Raw genomic sequence first — 22,289 nt, 5'->3', positions numbered from 1 at the left:
CACACGGGTAGGCACATAATAACGTCGAGGGGTGAAAAAGAGGCAAACGAAGACATGGCGCGATTTTCTCACTCACTTTGCATATACAAATGAAACAGCCGGGCATTGCCCGGCTGTTTTTGATGGTCTGAAATATCGCGCGTCAGGATTGCGGCTGCGGCTCCATGCCCGTGTCAGGCTCGTTGCCCGGGGTCTTGCGCTTGCGCGTGGTGCCGCCAGCCTTCGGCACGCTCGACCCGCGCGACGGCGGCGTGTCGTCGCCGAGGTCACGGGCCGGCTTCTGCCCGGCGCAGATCGCCTTCAGTTCTTCGCCCGACAGCGTCTCATATTCGAGCAGCCCCTCGGCGATGGCGATCCAGTCCTTTTTCTTCTTGGTCAGGATCGAGCGGGCCTCGGTGTAAGCATTGTCAATCAGCTGCCGCACTTCCGCGTCGATCAGCTGCGCGGTTTCCTCCGAAACATTCTGCTGGCGGGCGACGGAATGGCCCAGGAAGACTTCCTCCTGATTCTCGCCATAGGCCACCTGGCCCAGCTTGTCGGAGAAGCCCCAGCGCGTCACCATGGCGCGGGCGAGCTTGGTCGCCTGTTCGATATCGGACGAAGCGCCAGAGGTGATGTTCTCCTTGCCGAACTTCAATTCCTCGGCAACACGGCCGCCCATCATGATCGCGAGCCGGGACACCATCCACTTGTAACTCATCGAATATTTGTCGCCTTCCGGCAGCTGCATCACCATGCCGAGCGCACGGCCACGCGGAATAATGGTCGCCTTGTGCACCGGGTCGGCCATCGCCACGTTCATGGCGACGACCGCATGGCCGGCCTCGTGATAGGCGGTCAGTGCCTTTTCTTCCTGCGTCATGGCGCTGGAGCGGCGCTCCGCACCCATCATCACCTTGTCCTTGGCGTCCTCGAATTCGAGCATGGTGACGAGGCGCTTGTTGCGCCGCGCCGCCATCAGCGCCGCCTCGTTGACGAGGTTCATCAGGTCAGCGCCGGAGAAGCCGGGCGTACCGCGCGCCAGCACCTTAAGGTCCACATTGGGGGCCAGCGGCACATTGCGCACATGCACCTTCAGGATCTTCTCGCGGCCCGCCACATCCGGATTGGGCACGACAACCTGACGGTCGAAACGGCCGGGACGCAGCAGCGCCGGGTCGAGCACATCAGGGCGGTTGGTCGCGGCGATCAAGATGATGCCTTCATTGGCCTCGAAGCCGTCCATTTCGACCAGCAGCTGGTTCAGCGTCTGCTCGCGCTCGTCATTGCCGCCGCCCAGACCGGCGCCGCGATGACGGCCCACCGCGTCGATTTCATCGATGAAGATGATGCAGGGCGCGTTCTTCTTGGCTTGCTCGAACATATCGCGGACACGGCTCGCGCCGACACCGACGAACATTTCCACGAAATCCGAACCCGAGATGGTGAAGAACGGCACATTCGCTTCGCCGGCAATGGCGCGCGCCAGCAGCGTCTTACCTGTTCCCGGAGGGCCGACGAGCAGCACGCCGCGCGGAATCCGACCGCCCAGGCGCTGGAACTTCTGCGGATCGCGGAGGAATTCGACGATCTCCTCGAGATCTTCCTTGGCCTCGTCCACGCCCGCCACATCCTGGAAGGTGACGCGGCCATGCGCTTCGGTCAAAAGCTTGGCCTTCGACTTGCCAAAGCCCATCGCCCCGCGCGAGCCGCCCTGCATCTGGCGCATGAAGAAAATCCACACGCCGAGAATCAGGATCATCGGCAGCCAGGAAAGCAGGATACCGACAAGGGAACTGGAGCCATCGGTCTCAGGCCGAGCGGAGATCGCCACGCCCTTGGCTTCAAGACGAGAGACAAGCTCGTTATCGCCCGGAGAGTAGGTCTGGAAGGACGAGCCGCTGTCCGAATAGGTGCCCGTGATCCGCTCACCCGTGATCGTGACCGATTTGACCCGGCCGCCCGAAACATCGCTGATGAACTGCGAATAGGGAATCTCGCGCGACGCCGTGCGCTGCGTCGGACTCTGGAACAGGTTGAACAGCGCGATCAGGAGTAGGGCAATAATCGCCCACAGGGCGAAGTTGCGATAGTTGGGATTCATAACGGGTCCAATCGGTCAACACTTCCGCCCCAAACCCGGGAACGGCGATTTTGAACTAACATAGGTTCGAAGCGAGGCCTTGCCAAGGCAAGCATGAAGCGTAGCATCAAATCTTATAGCACTGGTTTACAAACGCGGTGCGCAGGGGAGCATTTTCCAGCCGGGCCGACCTTGGCATCGCACAAATGCGGCTAAAATAGCGGAGGCGCAGGATAATCCGCCAATCCGAACAGGCGCCGGACCGCATTGGCGAGCATGATATCGTGCCCCGGCAAAAAATGGTCGTAGAGGGCGATGCGACGCTTCAACGCAACCCCCTCGGGCAGGAAGCGTCCACCGCTGAGGGCCGGAATATCCATAAGCCTGCCCCTCATATAGACAGCAGGGCCCGCCAAAACAGCGGCACGACGAAATTTTTCCCGCTCGATACCTTTCTCCCGGCTGAATTGCTCATACTCGGCGGCGGATGGCGGCGCGATCCGTAAGATTTCGCCGTCGGGCAGATGATTGGCTACCTCAAACCGTCCGTCCCAAATGCCGCGCTCTCCCGGCTTGAGGTCCAGTCCCGGCAACCCGCGCGCCTCGCGCCAGATCAGATGCCGCCGCGCGCCACGCTGGATGACGGTGCGGCTGAGCGCCAGTCTGGCCGGTCCTTGGCCTTTGAGATGCAGGTGAAGACGCTCCCGCTCCGCCACGCCAGACAGGAAGCTGCGCCCGCCGATAGCTGCTACGATAACACTCAGCGCCAGCGCAGCGACATCTTGTCCCGCCCCCGCCAACGCCTCCGCTTCGATACTCGCCACGTCGCCCGCCTCGATGGAGACGCTTCCAGCGAGAAAACCGGCAACCGCCTTGCCTTCCGCCTGCCGCGTTGCTGCCATTGAAGCGATCTTGTTCAGAAGCGCCTCATTTTCTTCGTGCCTAGCGCCCTTACTCTGAGGTGCTCGCGCAGCGAGCCTCGAAGGGCGAGCGTGAAGGGAGGGATTGGCCCCTCTAGCCGCCCGAACCCTTGGGCGCTCGAATGCCGGATTCTCATTGGTCGGATCGTCGAACCACTCGATTTGCCGCTTGTTCAGAAAATCACGCAAATCCTGCCTGCCCACATTCAGCAAAGGCCGCACCAGCCAGAACTGCCCACCGAGCAACGTAACGCTGGCCATCCCGGCGAGCCCGCGCCCCTCCCCCCGCACTTCGCGCATGAGAAACGTCTCGATCTGGTCGTCCCGCGTATGCCCCGTGAAGATGATCCGCGCACCTGCCTCCCCTGCCGCTTCGGTCAGAAGCCGGTAGCGCGCCTCGCGGGCAGCAGCCGGAATGCCGGTGCCGGGCTTCTCGCCTTCCCACCGCATAATTCGATGCTCGATGCCATGCTCCCGGCATAGCCGCGCGACCGCCCTCGCCTCATCAGCCGATTCGGGCCTGAGGCCGTGATCGACAGTCACCGCGATCAGCCTCGGCGCGACCTCGCGCGTCGAAAAATAATCCCTGAGGAGAATGAGCAGCGCCAGCGAATCCCCGCCGCCAGATACCGCCGCCACGACCGCCTGCTCGCCACCGAAATCGAACCGCGAGAAGATAGCAGATGGATCGAGGTCAGCAGCGGTTCTTGGCACGCTCTTCCGTCACCCGGTTCAACACCGCCTGCGACGCCCCCGGATAGCGCACCGGCACTTCGGCGAAGGTGGCGCAGGCGACCTCATGGTCCTTCATCTTCACCAGCGTCATGCCGAGCTTCAAGAGGTTTTCCGCGCCGCGCTTGGACTGCGGATAATCGCGCTGCGTATCGATGAACACGGTCGCGGCTTCCGGATAGCGCTCCTGCCCGTAGAGCGATTCGCCCAGCCAGAACCGCGCATCCGCTGTCATCGGGTCGGCGGGATAGCGCTTGATATGCTCCCGGAATCCTTTTTCCGCCGCGCGGTAGTCGCCCGACAGGATGTTCTGGTAGGCGAATTTATAAAGCTCGTTCGGATTGTCCGTTTCCGGCAGCGAGGCGATCGTGTTGCCGCCCGCCGGCACCGAGGGAGCCGGGCCGCTGCCTTTCGTCGCCGCCTCATCCAGCGTCTCGCCGATTACATTGCCATTGGCGTCGAAGCGGATCGTGCCGAGCGCGCGGGGCGGAACACCCCGGCCGTCCGATGCGCCTTGCGGATCAATGGCAATGGAATCGGCGACACCGGAAGCGGCAGCACCCGAAGCGGATGGAGAAGCAAGAGCGGTGGAAGAGGCATCTCCCGATGCCCCACCCTTCGCCGCGTGGGAAGCGGACGCGACCGCCCTGTCCTGGCGACCGCCCGCATCCGAGCGCTTGTTCTTTTCGAGTTCCTGGAAGCGGAACTCATTGTCTTCCTGCCCCTTGCGCATCTGCTCCTGCATCTGGAGGATCTGGAAGTTCAGCTCCTCGATCTTGCCGGTGAGGTTGCGCACCTGCTCCTCGAGCTGGCTCACGCGCGGGTCAGCCACCTGCGCGAACACCTGCCCGGCAAGCAGCGGCAGAAGCGCCATGCCCAGTATCAGTTTTTTCAGCGATCCATTCATTCCACTTTGCCCCTTCGGTACCCCTATCCCTAAGCATGATCCCGAACATTGCACAGATCAGGACAAGATCATGCGGCTAAAACACAGCCTCGCAGGCCCGGCTCTTTATCAATCCGTACCCTACAGGAGGCAAGCAAGTTCGGCCAAAATTTGTTTAAAACGAAAAAGCGGCCGCCTGGCCGCTTTTCCTTCATTCCGTGTGGCGTTTTTGCAATCGCGCTTCACGCGCAAACGCAATCTTAGCTGCCGGCGCCGTTGAGGACAGTGACCGCGCGGCGGTTCTGCGACCAGCACGAGTCGGCGTCGCAGACCGCGACCGGGCGTTCGTTGCCGTAGGAGATCGTGCGCATCCGGCTGGCCGGAATGCCGCGCGAGGCGAGGAAGTCGCGGGTGGCGGCGGCGCGACGCTGGCCGAGCGCGAGGTTGTATTCGCGCGTGCCGCGTTCGTCCGCATGGCCTTCGATGGTGATCGAATATTGCGGATAACGCTGCAGCCACTGCGCCTGCTTGGCGAGCGTCTGCTGCGCGTCGGCGCGGATCAGCGAAGAGTCGAGGTCGAAGAAGATACGGTCGCCAACATTGACCGTGAAGTCCTGCGACGAACCCGGAACCGCTCCGTTTGCTCCCGCCCCCGCACCCAGCCCAAGATCACCGGCATTGTTGGGCAGGTTCTTCTTGGAGGCGCATCCGGCAACGGCAAGCGACATGAAAAGGGCGACAGCAATCGGGCTGCGTGCAATCGACTGGATACGGCGCATGGGCCGGGGCTCCTTAGGTAATTTGAACTGTTGCAGTGAACAATGAGTAACCATATCGAGGTTAAGGCGCGCTCAAGAATTATGGTTAATATTTTCTTGCGCGTTGCCCCGTCCCCGAGGGCTGTTTGCTCGCACATTTAAGTGACAATGCGGCGGAATGACGGCCTCAAATCGCCATCGTCCCGCCAGATTGTCGCATCCCTTCCTTCTTTAGCTCAATCGAGCAGGGGCGACCAAGCCGGATCCGAGGCGAAGTTCGGCGTCTGGATCTGCCGCTCGTTGCGCCCCGTGACGTCGATGGTGAAGAGCTTCGGACCGCCGGAGCCAGCGTTCTTGCGGAAGAACATCAGCACACGGCCGTTCGGCGCCCAGGTCGGCCCCTCATTGTGGAAGCCGGTGGTGAGCAGGCGCTCGCCCGAGCCGTCGGTCTTCATCACGCCGATGGAGAACTGCCCGCCCGACTGCTTGGTGAAGGCGATCAGGTCACCGCGCGGCGACCAGACCGGCGTCGAATAGCTGCCGTCGCCGAACGAGATGCGGCGCGGATTGGAACCATCCGCGCCCATCACATAGATCTGCGGACGCCCGCCGCGGTCCGATGTGAAGACGATCTGCGACCCATCCGGCGAATAGGAGGCGCCGGTGTCGATGGCCGTCGAGCTGGTGAGACGCGTCGTCGTGCGGCTGCGCAGGTCCATGGTGTAGACATTGGCGCTGCCATCATCCTGCAGCAGGCTCATGATCACCTTCTGCCCATCGGGCGAGAAGCGCGGCGCGATGGTCATGCCGGGGAAATTGCCGACGACCTCGCGCTGCCCGGTATCGAGCTGCAGCAGATAGACGCGCGGCCGGCCGCCCGCGAACGACATATAGGTGATCTCCTGCCGGTTGGGCGAGAAGCGCGGAGTCAGCACCAGGTCGCGCCCGTCGGAGAGATAGATCGTGTTCGCGCCGTCCTGGTCCATGATGGCGAGGCGCTTGACGCGCTGCTGCGCCGAACCCGACTCATCGATGAACACGATGCGCGTGTCGAAATAGCCCTTCTCGCCAGTCAGACGCTCATAGATGGCGTCGGCGATGATATGGGCGATGCGCCGCCAGTTCTCGGGCGCGGTATAGAATTGCTGCCCGGCGAGTTGCTGCCCAGCAAAGGTGTCCCACAGGCGAAACTCGGCCTTGAGCCGCCCGTCCGCCTCCTTGGTGACGCGGCCCGTGATCAGAGCCTGCGCGTTGATCACCTTCCAGTCCTCGAAGCGCGGCGCGGCGTCGGGGTTGGAAATCTTCTCGATGAACGCGCCCTTGTTGATCGGCGCGAACAGGCCGGAGCGCTCCAGGTCGGCTGCGATGATGGAGGAGACTTTCGCGCCCATCTGGTCAGCCGACAGGAAATCGGTAATCGCGATCGGCAGCGGCTCGACATTGCCCTTATTGATATCAATCTCCACGACGGCCTCGGCAGGGCCGATACCCGCCGTATTCGCCGCAACGAACATGGCGAGGGCTGAGAAAAACGTCCGGATCACTCTCTTCATAATTTCGGGGACCTCATTTGTCCGGCCATTCGATTGGCAAGCAGGTTCAAGCATTAAAACATTTCACTGGGGTCAAAGTTCGCAATGACTTCCGACCACGAATCATATTTGTCGCGCGGCAGGTTGTATGGCGCGCAGCGCATGACCGCGCGCCGCGCGCTTTCAGCCGCCGCCCGGGTGACCGACGAATCGCCGCCGCCGGTGGAGGTGACCTCCGGCGCGCCCTCGATCTCGCCCGTCTCGGTGAGCCGCATCTTCACCGTCACGCGCAGGCCTTGCGCGTCCGCGACGCCAGCGGGCACGTTCCAGCACTTCGAAATCTGCCCGCGCAACGCGTCCATTTCGCTCTGGCTCAGCTTCGAGCCGCCGGTGTTCCTCTGACCGCCGAGCGAAGCCTGCTCCGTCGAGCGCTTCGCGCCGCCGCCTGAAGCCTTCTCGCGGTTGAGTAACGCCCGCACCTCGTCAGCGATGGCGTTCTTGTCTTCGGACGTGTTCTTGGCTGCCGACGCGGTCTTCTGCGTATCTTCCGTTTGCTTGCGGTCCGGCGTCTTGGCCGTCTGCGCCTGCGGCGGCTTCGGCTTGGCGTCTGGCGCGGGCACCTTGTCGGGAAGCTTCATCGCTTCCGCGTCGGGGCTTTCGGTCTGCTTCTCGATCGCCTCGGCCACTGCGTCCGGCTTCACTTCCTGCTTCGGCTCGGGCTTGGGCTGCACCTCCGTCGCCGGAACCGGTGTCGGCTTGGGCGCAGGCTTGGGCTCGGGCTTTTCCACCGGCACAGGATCGGGCTTCTCAACCGGCTTCGGCTGCGGCTTCGCCTCCTGCGCCGTCTCCACAGGCTTCGGCTTCGCGTCCGGCGTGGGCGGCGTTTTCATGTCGATGTCGTTGTCGCCGGCATTCTCGGCATTTTCAACCGGCGGCTTCGGCTTGGTGGTGGGCTTGGGCGCAGACTTTTCCTTCATCGGCGCCTTCTTGTCGCCCTGCTGAATCTGCGTGATGGATTCGATCGGCACGATATCCACCGGCAACGCTTCGGCATCCGAAATCTCGAAAGGCTTCGGCGACGAAAACGTAAACAGCCCCCATCCGATGATGACGGCGTGCAGGATCGCGGAGGATGTGAGGCCGGCCTTCATGATGGCGTCAGCTATTCTGCTCCTGGAGGGTCACAAGGCCGATATTCTTGAAACCGGCCGCCGAAATCCGCGCCATCACCTTCATGACGGTGCCATAATCCGCCGACTTGTCGCCGCGCACGAAAATGCGCTCCTCATAGCCGGTCTTGGAGATGGCTTCGAGCTTCGGCACCACTTCGTCGATGCCGATCTCGGTTTCCTGAATGTAGATCTGGCCCTTGTCGTTGACCGAGACGGTGATCGGCTGCGTCTGCGCGTTCATCTCCTTGGCCTGCGTCTCCGGCAGGTCGATGGGCACGCCCACCGTCAGCATTGGCGCGGCGACCATGAAGATGATGAGCAGCACCAGCATCACGTCCACGAAGGGCGTGACGTTGATTTCACTCATCAAGGCTTTCTTGCGCCCGCGACGGCCACGGCGGCCGCCCGACTGCCCCTGATTTCCCACCGACATGCCCATGGCTTGTCTTTCCCTCTCTTCTACGCTCGGAGCACGATCCCGAAAATTGAGACTTTTCCAGACAGATCATGCGGCGACCCTAACCACGCGGCGCGAGCTTCTCATCGATTTGCCGCGAGAGTATGGCGGAAAACTCATCGGCGAAGCCTTCCATGCGCGCGCTGATCTTTCCCGCGTCGCTCGAAAGCTTGTTATAGGCGATAACCGCCGGGATAGCGGCGAGCAGGCCGATCGCCGTGGCCAGAAGCGCCTCGGCGATACCAGGCGCCACCACCGCCAGATTGGTCGATTTCGACGAGGCGATGGCCTGGAACGAGGTCATGATACCGACGACCGTGCCGAAAAGACCGATGAACGGAGCCGCGGAACCGATGGTCGCAAGGAAGCCGAGACGGGATTCGAGCTTGTCGTTCTCACGCGCCAGCGCCACGTCCATGGCCTTGTCGATGCGCATCTGCAGCGCGATGGGCGAGCGGGCGCCCTTCTCGAAGGATTTCTTCCACTCGCGCATGGCAGCCATGAAGATGGCGCTTATGCCGGTGGTGCGGCGGTCGCTCAGGTTTCGGTAGAGCTCCTCCAGCGACTGGCCGGACCAGAACACCTGCTCGAAGCGGTCGATTGCGCGGCGCGCCCGGCCATAGCCCAACGTCTTGTCGACGATGATCGCCCACGTCCAGACCGACGCGCCGAGAAGTCCGAGCATGACGAGCTTGACCACCCAGTTCGCCTGCATGAACAGGCCCCAGAGGGTAACATCGGCTGCAGGCGCCGCAAGCGCTACGTTTTCCATAAGTCCACCATCCTCGAATCCAAACGCCCGGCATGGGGACCGGGCGGCAAGGGTCGCATTCGTCGTCGCAATTGCCGCATTTGTAAAGAGGTTAAAGGTCCCTTAATCCGGCTTCTTGCGGCTAAATTTGGTGAAAGGAAGGCGCTGCGAGCAGAACACGCCAACACCTTCTTTCATTCCCGCGCATTCATGGAATGTTATGGTTAAGGATGAGTTAGAATTTTAGCGATTGGCTGGAGAATATCTTTCCATTCTTTTGGAAAGCGGCGTGGGCGGCCATCCATGTTTATGAGCGCCGCCTCGACCTTGGCTTCGATCAGCAGCGTATCATCCCGCATGATCCGCTGCCGCATATGAATGCGCGCGCCCGAGATATTTTCGATGGCGGTTTCGATGGTCAGTATGTCGTCGATGCGCGCCGGGGCGCAGAAGTCGAGCTCCATGCGCCGCACGATCCAGAGCAGTTCCTCGCCATGCAAGCCCTCGGCAAGCGCGGAATGGTGGATGCCGATGAGGCGCAGATAATCGGTGCGCCCCCGTTCCAGGAACTCGACATAGCGGCCATGATAGACCACGCCGGAGAAATCCGTATCCGCATGATAGACCCGCGCGAGAAGCCGATGAACGCGCTCCGTCACCAAGCCGGAAAGCGGTGTCTCGCCCCCTGCCCTTGCCTTGTCTGCGGTAAACTGGTTTGCTTTGTCCATCCCCGCTTGATCCTTTGAACCACTCATGCTGACGACGGGATGGCACTCTTGGCCTGCATATTCAAGCCGATCCTTTCCATGAAGATGCTCACCCTGCCGCTGTTGCTGGGGGTGATGCTCGCCCTATCGCTTTCCTGCCCCGCCGCTGCGGCGACCTTCAAAATGAAGCGCGGCGTCAATATGGAAATCTGGACCACCTGGCCGGACGAAAGCCGCTGGAGCGATGAGGGCGTTCTCCTGCCCTACCCGGAATGGCGCAAGAGCATGAGCGAACAGGATCTGGTCGCGGTAAGACAGGCCGGTTTCGATTTCGTCCGAATCCCCATCGATCCAGCGCCGCTCCTCTCCGAAAAGACCGCCGCTTTTCGCGACAAGCTTTACGGCAGCATTCTCGACTCCGTCCGCCTCGTGAATAAAGCCGGGCTGAAGGCCGTGGTGGACCTCCATCTTTTTCCCACCGAGCGCAGCGTCAGCATGACCAATGTCATGTCCGATCCCGCCCTTTTCGAGCGCTATCTGGAGATGGTGCGGACCATGGGCCGTTTGCTTTCTGGGCAGGCGCCGGACCAGGTCGCCTTCGAACTGATGAACGAGCCGGTCACCGATTGCGAGGCGACATCCTCCCCTCGCTGGCCGAAAATGCTGAAGCAGCTTTTTGACGCCGCGCGGTCCTCTGCTCCCAAGCTCACACTGGTGCTCTCGGGCGCATGCTGGGGCAAGGCAGACACGCTGGCGCGGATCGATCCCCGGGAGATTCCCGACGACAACATCATCTGGAGCTTCCACAGTTACGAGCCGTTTCTGCTCACCCATCAGGGCGCGCGCTGGGCCGGCGATTTCATGCGGTATGTCACCGGCATAGCCTATCCTCCCTATAGCGTCCCGCCCGCCGAGCAAGAGAAAGTCCTCGAGGAAATACGTCAGCGCATCAGGGACAACGCGCCGCTCTGGCGCCGCCCCGGAATGCTCGCCTATCTCGACGAGCAATATGCGGAGACAGACACGCCGGAAAAACTTGCCAAAGTCATCGAAGCCCCCTTCAAGGCCATCGATGCCTGGGCGAAAAAACACAATGTCCCGGCGGAAGATATCTTCCTCGGCGAGTTCGGCATGATCCGGCAGGAATACCAGAATCCATACCGCATGCCCACCGCCTGGCGCGCCGCCTACCTGCACGACATCACCGCGCTGTCCGAGCGCTATGGTTACGCTTGGGCAGTATGGTGTCTGGGGGGCGCGACATTCGGTATCACGACAGACGATACGGGCCATACGCTAGATCCCGTGCTCCTGAAGGCAATGGGCCTCAAACCAACAGAATGAAACGCAGTTATTCAGAGCCTTGTGCTTCTTGCGGGCGAGATTTACTTAAAGTAAATTAAATCAAAGCGTATAAAGATCTATGTTTATCATGATATTAACCAAGATAATTAATTAATACCATGAACATACTGATGGTGTACTTTAAGTAACCTGAGGCTTTTCTAAAGCATTTCACTTTTGATGGAATTGATCGCGTATTCTTCCTCGTCGAGGCAGCACAGCTGTTGAGGCATGGATTCCTGTGACGAGCACAGGAATGACGGTTGCTTTTGCGTTGACGGCCAATTTCCAACCTTCCGCCTGGCAAGAACGGTTGGCGGTGACGCAGAAAAATCTCCACCCCGTCATTCCTGTGCTTGTCACAGGAATCCATGCCTCTCCCGCTCCACTACACCAACGGTGCCAGATTGTATCTAAATGATTCCATCATGAGCGACTCTAATCATCATCCTGAAACAATCCGATCTGCGTCTGAGCAATATCCGAAGGCGCGGTCAGGCCGAGATGCCGCCACGCATTGACGGTCAGAACCCGTCCACGCGGCGTGCGCTGGATGAAGCCCTGCTGGATCAGATAGGGCTCGATAATATCCTCGATCGCATCGCGCGGCTCGGAAAGACCGGCGGCGATGGTCTCGATGCCGACCGGCCCGCCGCCGAAATTTCGCGCGATCATGTCGAGATAGCGCCGGTCGAGCTGGTCGAGGCCGAGGCTGTCCACCTCCAGCCGCAGCAGCGCCTCGTCGGCGATCCGTCTGTCCACGGTATCGGCCCGTGCAACGAGCGCGAAATCGCGCACTCGCCGGAGCAGCCGTCCCGCAATGCGCGGGGTGCCGCGCGCGCGCCGCGCAATCTCCACCGCACCGTCGTCTGAGATGGGAAGGCCCATGATGCGCGCGCCACGCCGCACGATATATTCCAATTCCTCGACGGTGTAGAAATTAAGCCGCACGGGAATGCCGAAGCGGTCGCGTAGCGGGGTGGTCAGGAGACCCAGCCGCGTCGTCGCGGCGACAAGCGTGAACTTCGCAAGGTCGATCTTGACCGAACGCGCCGCGGGGCCCTCGCCGATGATGAGGTCGAGCTGAAAATCCTCCATCGCCGGATAGAGGATTTCCTCCACCGCCGGATTCAAACGATGGATTTCATCGATGAACAGCACGTCGCGATCTTCGAGATTGGTGAGCAGCGCCGCAAGGTCGCCCGCCTTGGCGATAACAGGCCCTGACGTCGAGCGGAAATTAACGCCAAGCTCCTTCGCCATGATCTGGGCGAGTGTCGTCTTGCCCAGCCCGGGCGGCCCGACGAAAAGCACATGATCCAGCGCTTCGCCGCGCGTCTTCGCCGCCTCGATGAACACTTTCAGATTGGCGCGCGCTGCCGCCTGCCCGACGAAATCATCGAGCGTCTGCGGGCGCAGCGTATTGTCGATATCCTCACCCCGCTTGTCGGGCGAAATCAGGCGCTGGGCATCACTCATGCCGCTTTCCTCAAACTCGTCACCGCGACAATTCCTTCAGCCCCAGCCGGATCAGCTTCGCTGAGTCCGCGTCTTCGCCCGCCTGCTTCAGCGCGGCGGCGACGGCATTGGCCGCCTGGTCGCGCGAATAGCCAAGATTGCTCAGCGCCGATACCGCATCGGCAACGGGCGCGGCGGCCACCCCCTCGCCCAGTTCCTGCTTGAGCCCGATGGTACCGGAAGTGTCTCCAGCGAAGGCCGGAGCCTTGTTCTTCAACTCGGTAACGATACGCTCCGCCACCTTCTTGCCGACGCCGGGCGCGCGGCTCACCATGGCGATGTCGCGCAGCGCAATGGCATTGGCGAGTTCCGAAGGCGTCAGCGTGCTCAGAACCGCCAGCGCCACCTTGGCTCCGACCCCCTGCACATTCTGCAGCAGGCGAAACCACTCGCGCTCCAGCGGCGAGGCGAAACCGTAAAGCCGGATCATATCCTCGCGCACATAGGTCTCGATGAACAGCACCGTCGCTTCGCCCGGCCGGGGCAGGTTGCCCAGCGTCCGCGCCGAGCAATAGGCGACATAGCCGACGCCATGCACATCGATGATTGCGTGATCCTCGTCGATCTCGTCGACCGTTCCCTTGAGCTTGCCGATCATGCGATTGCCGCGAGCCTCCCGCTGATGCTTTGCCGGTTGTGAGCATGGCATATCGCGATGGCCAGCGCATCCGCCGCATCGCTTGAATCGAAATCGGCCTTCGGCATCAGCACCTTCACCATCATATGAATTTGCTGTTTCTCGCCATGCCCAACGCCGATGACGGCCTTTTTCACCGCATTGGGCGCATATTCCGCCACGCGCAACCCGGCCTGCGCCGGCGCCAGCATGGCGATGCCTCGCGCCTGCCCCAGCTTCAAGGTTGCCGATGCGTCCTTGTTGACGAATGTATGCTCCACCGCCGCCTCATGCGGCATATAATGGTGCAGCACCGCCGCAAGCCCTTCATGCAACTGGCAGAGCCGCGACGCCAGATCCATTTTCTCGTCGGACTTGACCGTGCCGGCGGCGATGAAACGCAGAGAATTGCCCAGCGTCTCCACCACGCCCCAGCCCGTGCGCCGTAGCCCCGGGTCAATCCCGATAATTCGAATCGCTTCTTTCATGTGCCGACCTTACCGTTTGCAAGCCGCACTTGACAGCAGAAATGTGAACAAAAGAGAAACACCGCTCGCAGCACGAGAGTAGAAATTTCTCTTCCAGTGCAACCGGGTCTATTTGCTTTGATGAAGGTTTGGATATGATCACTTTGGCCGGACAACACTCCGGCAAACTGAAAGGAGGTGAGACGATTGAAAACCGGGCTTACGCTGGTTGTCAGAGTTTGGTCTTGGCGGATCACGCTGACGATCAGCAAAACTAAGTAAGCGAAAAGGGGATCGGGCTTCGGCCCGGTCTCCGCCGGTTAAATAGCGTCGTCTCACCTCCTTCTTTAGATATTACCACGGCTCCGACCGTTTTCAAGGTGACTATCAGCCCGCATGTCCCAAGCAGTGGATAGAAATTTTCCATCCACCACAACCAGCTCTATTTGCTTTGGAAACTATTTGGATATGATCACTTCGCCGGACACCAATCCGGCAGATGAAAGGAGGTGAGGCGTGTGAAAATCAGGAAGGTTAAGTTCTTCGGTCTGCAAATCGAAATCGAACTTACCTACAACTCCTAACTTAAAGGGATCGGGCTTCGGCCCGGTCCTCCTGATCAAAAAGCGCCTCACCTCCTTTTCAGGATATTACCACGACAGTCCGCAATTTCAAGGCAACGCTATATCGATCTCAAAAGGAGAAAAGCGAGCAGAAATCCTTCTACTCACCCCCATCGCTATTCCATCTTACCGGCCACCAAACGCGGTTTGTAGCAGCACCAGCTGATCCGATACAGGATTGCTGTTGGCAGCGAAAACCGGCGCGCCGTAGATCTCGTCATCCATGCGCCGCACGCGTTCCTGCAGGCGCAGGGAGCGCTCGACGATGTCGATGAAATCCGCAGGCATCTGCGCCCAGCCCGGTAAGGCTTCAGCCGCTGAGGAAGTGTCGAGGCGAACCTTGGACTTTTCCATCGCCACCTGCTCGCGAGTCAATTCGCCATTGCGGGCGGCGCGCTGCAGAAGAAGCCAGGATGCGATCTGCATAAGGCGCGTCGTCAGCCGCATCGACTCGGCGGCGTAGAACGTCGCCGCCGAACGTGGCAGCGCCTTCGATTCGTCACGGCCCGGACCGTCGAGATAAGCGGCCGCTTCCTCGACCAGGCTCATCCCCTCCTTATAAAGCGGCTTGAACGAATCGGAGAAAACGACGCGTTCGGCCAGCCTTATCGTATTGTTCCGGTACTCGTGTTCGATCATGTCAGTCTTCGCAACCCCACGCTGCCGCCATCCCGGCAGCCATCCTTCAATCTGAGTCGGCCCAAGAAAGGTCCATCGCGGGGTTCGATCACGAACCGGCGGGAGACGAAACAGGCCTTGTCATGAATTCCACTGCAAACTGCATCGCAATACACCGTGGCGCAAGATTATGTTTAAGAAAGGGTTAACGCAACCGCCAATCCCATAAAGTTGTGAACAAAAAAAAGAGCCGCGAAAGCGGCTCTCAGGAGTTTAACAGGGAGGCGTCAAACAGAGTGGCGAAACCACTCGGTAAGTATCCAGAAAAACTGGATATCAACCATTTAACACGCTTAGCGTTAATGGATGGTTAATGCTGCGCCATTTCAGGCCGGTTGAAGCACCGGTTTTGCAATGGCGCCGGAGGAATGCGTGGCTGCCGGCTGCACTGGCGCGGCCTTCGCCGCCTTGCCGCCCCAGCCAATCCGCGGCAGCCATTCGAGATAATAGGCCAGCGCGAACTGCACCACGATGCCCGTGGCGATCAGCAGCGTGTCATAGGGAAGACCGCCGGGATTGACGAGCTTCATGACCTGCGCCGCCATGGCAAGCAGCGTGCCCGCGATGAACACCGGCAGCGAGTGCTTGCCGAGAATGGCCAGCGGATGGTCCGGCGCGGTGCGGGCAAGATTCGAAATCGCCGGGATCGCCACGATGAGATAGTTCGCCGCCAGCACATGCAGGAGGCGCGGAGTGGAGAGGAACGACTTGTCGAAGCCTGTGAGAACGGCGGGTAGCCCCATCGAGACATTGATACCCCATAATGGCAGACGCACCCAGGCGAGCGCCAGCAGGAGGTATGCCACCGACGCGCCGACGAGCCACGGATTTGCCGGAATGCGTCCGCCATTGCGGATATGCATCGTGCCGGCAATGCCGATGACAAACAGAAACTGCCAGGAGAGCGGATTGAGGAACCAGACGCCGGCCGTCGGATAATTGGGCGGCGCGATGTGATAGAGGCCGGAAAGCAGCCACAGCACACCTGAAACCCCCACCATCAGCCCAAGGCTGATGCGCGCCAGCATCAGGAACACCGGCGCCATGAGAAGCAGCACCGCATACATCGACAGTATATTGTTGTAGCCCAGCTGATGGCCCAGCGTGACGATGCCGAACAGCGCCTCCACCGGATGATCCATCACCGGCTTGATATTGATCTGCGAGAGGAACTCCGGCCGCTTGAGGAAGATCGCCGTGCCGCAGAAGATGGCGAGCGTCGCCATGGTGGTCATGATGTGCGTGGTGTAAAGCACGCCCGCCCGCCGCCACATCTTCAGCCCCGTCAACAAACGGCTGCCGGGCTGGAACTTCGCCCCGTAGGCAAGACCGACCGCGATCCCCGAGATAAGCACAAAGGCTTCGGCGGCATCCGAGAACCCCAGATTGCGGTGCGTCAGATGCTCATAGATCGTACCGGGAACATGGTTGACGAAGATCGTCAGCAGCGCCAGCGCCCTGAATACATCGATGCGGGTATCCCGCTTGAATTGAGCCTGCATTCTTATCTCTGCAAATTTAAGAAGAACTTGGGGACGCCAAGTTCAGGTGGAGTGAAACCGACACACGGGGATCGGAACCTACATAATCCGTACAAGGGACGAAACGAAGCCGGCAACCACATGTTCCCCCGAAAAAGGACCGAATTCAGCACGATCCGGAATCAACTTTCTTGTCCCTTCAAAACATAGCGACAACGCCGTCATAAACGAGCTTCACGCCGGTGAGGAAAACCATGGCGTAGATAAAGGGATAGAATATTTCCGGCTTCATGCGCCGCACGATCCATGCTCCGGCGAAGGGCGCGGCGAAAGCGAGCGGGGCGAGAACGGCGGAAGCCGAAAGATTGGTTGCGTCGAACTGGCCAAGCGCGAAATAGGGGATGACCTTCACCGCGTTCATGATGGCGAAGAAGATGACGCTGGTGCCGTTGTAGACCTTCGGGTCCTGCCTGAGCGGCAGCGCATAGATCTGATAGGGCGGCCCGCCGGCATGGGCGACGAAGCTTGTGAAGCCCGCCACTGCCGACCAGAAGGTCGCGGCGATGAAATTTTGCGGCCTTGGCGTTGCCCTCCCCGCAGCCCCCGCGAGAACATAGCGCAGCACGAACAGCACCGCGACCGCGCCGACGATGAGCTTGACCATATCGCTGGTCACCACCGCCGCCATCAGCCAGCCGATGGCGATGCCGATGATCCCGCCCGGCAGCATATATTTCAGCGTTTTCACGTCGCGATAGCCGCGCCAGCTCCACAGGCTCGCCACATCCATCACCAGCAGGATCGGCAGCATGATCGCCGCTGCCTGTACCGGCGGCATGATGAGCGTCATCAGCGGCACGCCGAGCTGCCCCATGGCGCCGCCGAGCCCACCTTTCGAAAGGCCGACAAGGATGACCGCCGGGATGGCCGTTGCGTAGAACCAGGGATTGGCGAGAAGTTCGGGCATGAAGAAGCCTTGCGGGGAATTTGCGTTTCATATCGCCCTTGAGCGCGGATGGCGAGATGAAACTTGCCCTCCACTTCCATCGAAGGGGCTGTTCAATCGGCAAGCCATGATCTATGCCCGAATTCCATCATTATCTTTCGTTTTAGGCTTTATCCCATGACCGCGCCGAACCAAGCCGACCGCTGCCGCATCGTCCTCATCGCCCCGCCGCTGGCGGATGGCGACGAACTCGCCGGCCTCCTGCGCAAGACGCTGTCCGCAGGTGACGCGGCGAGCGTCATTCTCGATTCCACCGGCCTCGACGAGGCGGCCTATCAGGCGGCGGCGCAAAAGGCCGTTCCCGTCATCCAGCAGGCGGGCGCGGCGGCCCTGATCTTCAACGACACCCGCATCGCCGGGCGCATCGGCGCCGATGGCGTCCATATCGAGAGCAGCATTGCCGATCTGGCCGAGGCCATCGAGCGCCACGCGCCGAAGCTGATCGTCGGCATGGGCAATCTGCGCGACCGGCATGGCGCGCTTCAGGTTGGAGAGATGCAGCCGGACTATATCCTCTTCGGCAAGGTAGGAGCGGACAAGAAGCCCGAGCCGCATTCGCGCAATATCGGCCTTGCCGAATGGTGGGCCGCCATGGTCGAAATCCCCTGCATCGTGCAGGCCGGAAACACGCTCGCCAGCATCGAACAGGCGGTGGCGACGGGCGCGGAATTCGTCGCCCTTGGCGCTGCCATATTCGCGAGCGATGATCCGGCTGCGGCCATGCGTGAAGCCAACCGGCTGCTCGATGGAACCGCGTCGCGTTTCGAGAATTGAGCGATGAAGCAACTGCCGATCATAGCCCTTGCCCTGTCCGCCACGCTGCCCGGCGCATTGGCTGAGGCGGCACAGCCTGCGAAAAAGGACGACAACCCGGTGATGCTGCGGCAACCGGCTTCGACCGATTCCCTGCCGGCTTTCGATCCCAACCGTTTCGGCGAAAAACCGGCGGACGAGGCGTTCGGCGCATTCCAGCGCGGACTGTACCTGACCGCGCTCAACCTCGCCCTGCCGCGCGCGCAGCAAGGCGATCCGGCGGCGCAGGTGCTCGCGGCGGAGATCTATTCGCGCGGGCTCGGCGTCCCGGTCAACCCGGTCGAGGCGGCGCGGTGGTATGAAAAGGCCGCGGACCAGGGCGTCACCGAGGCGCAGTTCCGCTATGGCGCAATGCTGCTTTCGGGCAAGGACATCCCGCGCGACAAGGCCAGGGCGGAAAAGCTGATGCTGGCGGCGGCGGAAGCCGGCAACCCGATGGCGCAGTTCAATTACGGCCAGCTGATGATGGCCAATCACCCCGGCGAAACCGGGCTCGACAAGGCGCTTCCCTGGTTCAGACAAGCTGCGGAGGCGCGGCTTGCCGATGGCGAATATGCCGTCAGCCAGATCTATGCCAACGGCACGCTGAAAATCCCGCGCGACGACAAGAAGGCGCGCGAATATCTCGAACGGGCGGCGCGGCAGAACTACGACACGGCGCAGCTCGATCTCGCCACCTGGTATATCGAAGGGCGCGGCGGCCCGCGCAATTACGAAGCCGGCTTCCGCTGGATGCATCGCGCGGCAGTCACCGGCAATGTCGCGGCCCAGGCCCGCCTCGCCCGGCTCTACCGCGACGGCATCGGCACCGAAGGCAACTCCATCGAGGCCGCCGCCTGGTATATCGTCGCGCGCCGCGCCGGGCTCTCGGCCCATGATCTCGATTCCTTCATGGACGGCCTTGATGACAACCAGATCAAGGAAGCCATCGCCCGCGCCGGCAGGCTTCGGTGAGATAAGACCACCACCTTTTGCCGCCGCGTCTTGCGTAAATCGCCGATTTATGGTCTTGGAAGCCCGATTGCCGCGGTTTGCGCCATCATAGGCTCAAGCGCGCCCCTTATTCAAACGATCCGGAACAACCCATGAAGATCAACGGAAACGAAATCCGCCCCGGCAACGTCATTGAGCACAATGGCGGCCTGTGGGTCGCGGTGAAGACCAACGCGGTGAAGCCCGGCAAGGGCGGCGCGTACAATCAGGTCGAACTGAAGAACCTCATCGACGGCACCAAGCTCAACGAGCGCTTCCGCTCCGCCGAAACGGTCGAGCGCATCCGCCTGGAGCAGAAGGATTTCTCCTTCCTCTACGAGCAGGGCGAAGCGCTGATTTTCATGGACACGGAAACCTATGAGCAGCTCGAGCTCCAAAAGGATTTCGTCGGCGACCGCGCCGCCTTCCTGCAGGACGGCATGATGGTCACGGTCGAGCTTCACGAGGAGCGTCCCATCGGCATCCGCCTGCCAGATCAGGTGACGCTGGCGATCACCGAGGCCGACCCGGTCGTGAAGGGCCAGACGGCCGCCTCGTCCTACAAGCCGGCGATGCTGGAAAACGGCATCCGCATCCTCGTGCCGCCCTTCATCGAATCGGGCGAGCGCGTGATCGTTGATACGAACGAGCTGACCTATATCCGCCGGGCGGATTAAAAGCAGCCATCAACAAAACCGTCGGCGGGACAGTACCCCCCTCTGTCCTGCCGGACATCTCCCCCTCAAGGGGGGAGATTAGCTCTCATATACGTGCAGCACCAATCGCCAATGTTGCCAAGTGAGGGCTGCGAGCCGTGTCAGCCAATCTCCCCCCTTGAGGGGGAGATGTCCGGCAGGACAGAGGGGGGTGTCTAGAACCGACACAGCAATTAAAAGGAACAACCAAAATGGCGCGTTCGGCGATCCTCAATGTCATGGTCCAGGCCGCGATGAAGGCAGGGCGTTCCCTGGCGCGCGATTTCGGCGAAGTGCAGAACCTCCAGGTGTCGCTCAAGGGCCCCGGCGACTATGTCAGCCAGGCGGACAAGCGCGCCGAGGATATCGTCTATGCCGAGTTGAAGCGGGCGCGGCCTGACTACAGCTTCCTTATGGAAGAGTCCGGCGAGATCGAAGGCAGCGACAGCCAGCACCGCTGGCTGGTCGATCCGCTCGACGGCACCACCAATTTCCTGCACGGCATTCCCATATTTGCCGTGTCCATCGCGCTGGAGCGCCAGGGCCAGATCGTCGCCGGCGTTATCTACAACCCCGCCATGGACGAGCTTTACACCGCCGAGCGCGGCGGCGGCGCATTCCTCAACGATCGCCGCCTGCGCGTTGCCGCCCGTTCCAAGCTGCAGGATGCCGTCATCGGCACCGGCGTGCCGCATCTGGGCCGCGGCCACCATGGCAACTATTTGCTGGAACTGCGCAATGTCATGGGTGAGACGGCGGGCATCCGCCGCTTGGGCGCCGCCGCGCTCGATCTTGCCTATGTCGCCGCCGGACGTCTCGACGGCTTCTGGGAAGAAGCGCTTTCCCCCTGGGATATCGGCGCGGGCATCCTCATGATACGCGAGGCGGGCGGTTTCCTCTCCGACAAGCAGGGCGGCCAGAACATGTTCGAGACGAAATCCATCGTCGCCGGCAACGAAGCCATCCACTCCGCCCTGTTGCAGGTGCTGAAAAAGCCGGTTTAACCTGCGTGACGGCTGCCATAATTTCGGTTAGGCTCCGCACCGACAAAACCGGGTAATCGGGGTGTGGAATGGCGAAGGCAAAAGCATCGAGAGCGGATTTGGACATTGGATCGGATTTCGATCCTTACAGGCTGTCGAGTCCGCGTATAGTCGTTCTGTCGATGGTGATCTTCCTCATCATCGTGGCTTTCCTCGCTGCCGTCCTCATACGCCAGATCCAGACCTTCTTCTTCACCAATCCGGGGCTGAACGGGCTCATCCTCGGCGTTCTCCTCGTCGGCATTATCCTCGCCTTCGGGCAGGTGGTGCGCCTGTTCCCCGAAATCCGCTGGGTCAATTCGTTCCGCGGCGGCTTCGAGGAACGCGGCAGCCGCGAGCCGGTGCTGCTTGCACCGATGCGGGCGCTGATCGGCCGTCGCCAGTCGATGGCGCTATCCACCAGCTCGATGCGCTCGATCCTCGATTCCATCGCCACCCGCCTCGATGAAAGCCGCGATATCTCGCGCTATCTCATCGGGCTTCTGGTATTCCTCGGTCTGCTCGGCACCTTCTGGGGCCTGCTCGAAACCATCGGCTCCATCAGCCAGACCATCCAGTCGCTGGATCCCAAGGGCGGCGACGCCAGCGACATGCTGGACGCGCTGAAGACCGGCCTGCAAAGCCCGCTGCGCGGCATGGGCACCGCCTTTTCCTCATCGCTCTTCGGCCTCTCCGGATCGCTGATCCTCGGCTTCCTCGATCTTCAGGCCGGTCGCGCCCAGAACCGCTTCTACACGGAACTGGAAAACTGGCTTTCCTCGGTGACAGACCTCGGCTCCGACATCATCGGCCAGGAAGGCGCTTCCGGAACGACCGAGGAATTGCGCGTCCTCGCCGAGCGCCTGCAATCCATGCAGACCGCCGGGGCACCTGCCCAGCGCACCACCGCTGCGCTCGCCAATCTGGCGGAAGGTATTCAGGGCCTGGTCAAGAACATGCGCAGTGAGCAGCAGATGATGCGCGACTGGGTGGAAGCCCAGGCCGGGGAGCAGAAGGCAATGCGCGCCACGCTCGAAAAGCTCAGCGCCACCATCGCCCAGCGCGAGGGGAAGTGAC

The 22,289-nt window shown here is 61.3% G+C and carries 20 protein-coding genes and 1 pseudogene; 6 read left to right on the top strand and 15 right to left on the bottom strand.

All coding sequences use genetic code 11. The features are described from left to right. Window positions 1–142 precede the first annotated feature (142 nt). The 9 genes and pseudogenes from ftsH to ybgC all read right to left on the bottom strand — a co-directional run bounded on the left by ftsH (window position 143) and on the right by ybgC (window position 9,998). Window positions 143–2,083 (bottom strand): ATP-dependent zinc metalloprotease FtsH, encoded by a 1,941-nt coding sequence (ftsH, locus tag IEX53_RS12765; protein ID WP_188824552.1) that lies wholly within the window; start codon window positions 2,081–2,083, stop codon window positions 143–145. Window positions 2,084–2,274: 191 nt separating this feature from the next. After that, window positions 2,275–3,696 carry a tRNA lysidine(34) synthetase TilS gene (tilS, locus tag IEX53_RS12760; RefSeq protein ID WP_188824551.1) on the bottom strand — a complete coding sequence of 474 codons (1,422 nt, stop codon included), beginning with the start codon at window positions 3,694–3,696 and terminating at the stop codon, window positions 2,275–2,277. Beyond that, window positions 3,677–4,501, bottom strand: a pseudogene (gene ybgF / locus IEX53_RS12755) (tol-pal system protein YbgF); the annotation flags it as partial. The gene tilS and the pseudogene ybgF, both read right to left, overlap by 20 nt. A 359-nt stretch (window positions 4,502–4,860) precedes the next feature. Then, window positions 4,861–5,379, bottom strand: a complete 519-nt coding sequence (gene pal, locus IEX53_RS12750) for a peptidoglycan-associated lipoprotein Pal (protein ID WP_188824549.1) — start codon at window positions 5,377–5,379, stop codon at window positions 4,861–4,863. Between the two features lie 215 nt (window positions 5,380–5,594). Further along, window positions 5,595–6,872 (bottom strand): Tol-Pal system beta propeller repeat protein TolB, encoded by a 1,278-nt coding sequence (tolB, locus tag IEX53_RS12745; RefSeq protein WP_505815384.1) that lies wholly within the window; start codon window positions 6,870–6,872, stop codon window positions 5,595–5,597. Window positions 6,873–6,964: 92 nt separating this feature from the next. Further along, window positions 6,965–8,041 (bottom strand): cell envelope integrity protein TolA, encoded by a 1,077-nt coding sequence (gene tolA / locus IEX53_RS12740; RefSeq protein WP_188824547.1) that lies wholly within the window; start codon window positions 8,039–8,041, stop codon window positions 6,965–6,967. Between the two features lie 7 nt (window positions 8,042–8,048). Next, complete coding sequence (gene tolR / locus IEX53_RS12735; RefSeq protein WP_188824546.1) at window positions 8,049–8,501, bottom strand: protein TolR; 453 nt, start codon at window positions 8,499–8,501, stop codon at window positions 8,049–8,051. A 79-nt stretch (window positions 8,502–8,580) separates the two neighbouring features. Beyond that, window positions 8,581–9,291, bottom strand: coding sequence for a protein TolQ (tolQ, locus tag IEX53_RS12730; protein WP_188824545.1), 711 nt, complete (start codon window positions 9,289–9,291; stop codon window positions 8,581–8,583). A 203-nt stretch (window positions 9,292–9,494) separates the two neighbouring features. Then, window positions 9,495–9,998 carry a tol-pal system-associated acyl-CoA thioesterase gene (ybgC, locus tag IEX53_RS12725; protein ID WP_188824544.1) on the bottom strand — a complete coding sequence of 168 codons (504 nt, stop codon included), beginning with the start codon at window positions 9,996–9,998 and terminating at the stop codon, window positions 9,495–9,497. Between the two features lie 48 nt (window positions 9,999–10,046). Between ybgC and IEX53_RS12720 the strand changes: the two genes are divergently transcribed. Beyond that, window positions 10,047–11,321: a glycoside hydrolase family 5 protein gene (locus tag IEX53_RS12720; RefSeq protein ID WP_236016179.1), complete on the top strand. Its 1,275-nt coding sequence runs from the start codon at window positions 10,047–10,049 to the stop codon at window positions 11,319–11,321. Between the two features lie 438 nt (window positions 11,322–11,759). Here the strand turns inward: IEX53_RS12720 and ruvB are convergent, their stop codons facing one another. The 6 genes from ruvB to IEX53_RS12690 all read right to left on the bottom strand — a co-directional run bounded on the left by ruvB (window position 11,760) and on the right by IEX53_RS12690 (window position 17,671). Beyond that, window positions 11,760–12,800, bottom strand: coding sequence for a Holliday junction branch migration DNA helicase RuvB (gene ruvB / locus IEX53_RS12715; protein ID WP_188824543.1), 1,041 nt, complete (start codon window positions 12,798–12,800; stop codon window positions 11,760–11,762). 19 nt (window positions 12,801–12,819) lie between these two features. Continuing rightward, the gene (gene ruvA, locus IEX53_RS12710; RefSeq protein WP_188824542.1) at window positions 12,820–13,437 is read right to left on the bottom strand and encodes a Holliday junction branch migration protein RuvA; all 618 of its coding nucleotides are present in this window, start codon (window positions 13,435–13,437) and stop codon (window positions 12,820–12,822) included. After that, a complete protein-coding gene (gene ruvC, locus IEX53_RS12705; protein WP_188824541.1) occupies window positions 13,434–13,943 on the bottom strand; it encodes a crossover junction endodeoxyribonuclease RuvC in 510 nt (169 codons plus the stop codon). The genes ruvA and ruvC overlap by 4 nt, the downstream gene beginning before the upstream one ends. 728 nt (window positions 13,944–14,671) lie before the next feature. Next, complete coding sequence (gene rcdA / locus IEX53_RS12700) at window positions 14,672–15,184, bottom strand: protease adaptor protein RcdA (protein WP_188824540.1); 513 nt, start codon at window positions 15,182–15,184, stop codon at window positions 14,672–14,674. Between the two features lie 365 nt (window positions 15,185–15,549). Then, window positions 15,550–16,725: an OpgC family protein gene (locus tag IEX53_RS12695; protein WP_188824539.1), complete on the bottom strand. Its 1,176-nt coding sequence runs from the start codon at window positions 16,723–16,725 to the stop codon at window positions 15,550–15,552. A gap of 178 nt (window positions 16,726–16,903) precedes the next feature. Continuing rightward, entirely contained in the window at window positions 16,904–17,671 is a 768-nt protein-coding gene (locus IEX53_RS12690) for a sulfite exporter TauE/SafE family protein (RefSeq protein ID WP_188824538.1), read from the bottom strand. 156 nt (window positions 17,672–17,827) lie between these two features. Between IEX53_RS12690 and IEX53_RS12685 the strand changes: the two genes are divergently transcribed. The 5 genes from IEX53_RS12685 to IEX53_RS12665 all read left to right on the top strand — a co-directional run bounded on the left by IEX53_RS12685 (window position 17,828) and on the right by IEX53_RS12665 (window position 22,288). Further along, on the top strand, window positions 17,828–18,484 hold the full coding sequence (locus tag IEX53_RS12685) for a thiamine phosphate synthase (RefSeq protein WP_188824537.1): 657 nt from the start codon (window positions 17,828–17,830) through the stop codon (window positions 18,482–18,484). Window positions 18,485–18,487: 3 nt separating this feature from the next. Beyond that, a complete protein-coding gene (locus tag IEX53_RS12680; protein ID WP_188824536.1) occupies window positions 18,488–19,477 on the top strand; it encodes a tetratricopeptide repeat protein in 990 nt (329 codons plus the stop codon). A 131-nt stretch (window positions 19,478–19,608) separates the two neighbouring features. Then, window positions 19,609–20,172: an elongation factor P gene (efp, locus tag IEX53_RS12675; protein ID WP_188824535.1), complete on the top strand. Its 564-nt coding sequence runs from the start codon at window positions 19,609–19,611 to the stop codon at window positions 20,170–20,172. Window positions 20,173–20,402: 230 nt separating this feature from the next. Then, a complete protein-coding gene (locus IEX53_RS12670; protein ID WP_188824534.1) occupies window positions 20,403–21,194 on the top strand; it encodes an inositol monophosphatase family protein in 792 nt (263 codons plus the stop codon). 68 nt (window positions 21,195–21,262) lie between these two features. Next, entirely contained in the window at window positions 21,263–22,288 is a 1,026-nt protein-coding gene (locus tag IEX53_RS12665) for a MotA/TolQ/ExbB proton channel family protein (protein WP_188824533.1), read from the top strand. Window position 22,289: the final 1 nt, after the last annotated feature.

Source organism: Paramesorhizobium endophyticum, from assembly GCF_014640615.1.
Taxonomy (GTDB): Bacteria; Pseudomonadota; Alphaproteobacteria; order Rhizobiales; family Rhizobiaceae; genus Paramesorhizobium; species Paramesorhizobium endophyticum.
Note: the sequence above shows the minus strand (reverse complement) of the source record. Positions and strands in the feature narration are given on the sequence as shown.

Coding starts and splice junctions, on each gene's coding strand:
- tolQ (WP_188824545.1), bottom strand. CDS start 9,291: ATGGAAAACGTAGCGCTTGCGGCGCCTGCAGCCGATGTTACCCTCTGG.
- efp (WP_188824535.1), top strand. CDS start 19,609: ATGAAGATCAACGGAAACGAAATCCGCCCCGGCAACGTCATTGAGCAC.
- ruvC (WP_188824541.1), bottom strand. CDS start 13,943: ATGAAAGAAGCGATTCGAATTATCGGGATTGACCCGGGGCTACGGCGC.
- ruvB (WP_188824543.1), bottom strand. CDS start 12,800: ATGAGTGATGCCCAGCGCCTGATTTCGCCCGACAAGCGGGGTGAGGAT.
- rcdA (WP_188824540.1), bottom strand. CDS start 15,184: ATGATCGAACACGAGTACCGGAACAATACGATAAGGCTGGCCGAACGC.
- IEX53_RS12695 (WP_188824539.1), bottom strand. CDS start 16,725: ATGCAGGCTCAATTCAAGCGGGATACCCGCATCGATGTATTCAGGGCG.
- tolB (WP_505815384.1), bottom strand. CDS start 6,872: ATGTTCGTTGCGGCGAATACGGCGGGTATCGGCCCTGCCGAGGCCGTC.
- ybgC (WP_188824544.1), bottom strand. CDS start 9,998: ATGGACAAAGCAAACCAGTTTACCGCAGACAAGGCAAGGGCAGGGGGC.
- tolA (WP_188824547.1), bottom strand. CDS start 8,041: ATGAAGGCCGGCCTCACATCCTCCGCGATCCTGCACGCCGTCATCATC.
- IEX53_RS12665 (WP_188824533.1), top strand. CDS start 21,263: ATGGCGAAGGCAAAAGCATCGAGAGCGGATTTGGACATTGGATCGGAT.
- ruvA (WP_188824542.1), bottom strand. CDS start 13,437: ATGATCGGCAAGCTCAAGGGAACGGTCGACGAGATCGACGAGGATCAC.
- tolR (WP_188824546.1), bottom strand. CDS start 8,501: ATGGGCATGTCGGTGGGAAATCAGGGGCAGTCGGGCGGCCGCCGTGGC.
- IEX53_RS12680 (WP_188824536.1), top strand. CDS start 18,488: ATGAAGCAACTGCCGATCATAGCCCTTGCCCTGTCCGCCACGCTGCCC.
- ftsH (WP_188824552.1), bottom strand. CDS start 2,083: ATGAATCCCAACTATCGCAACTTCGCCCTGTGGGCGATTATTGCCCTA.
- pal (WP_188824549.1), bottom strand. CDS start 5,379: ATGCGCCGTATCCAGTCGATTGCACGCAGCCCGATTGCTGTCGCCCTT.
- IEX53_RS12685 (WP_188824537.1), top strand. CDS start 17,828: ATGACCGCGCCGAACCAAGCCGACCGCTGCCGCATCGTCCTCATCGCC.
- IEX53_RS12670 (WP_188824534.1), top strand. CDS start 20,403: ATGGCGCGTTCGGCGATCCTCAATGTCATGGTCCAGGCCGCGATGAAG.
- IEX53_RS12690 (WP_188824538.1), bottom strand. CDS start 17,671: ATGCCCGAACTTCTCGCCAATCCCTGGTTCTACGCAACGGCCATCCCG.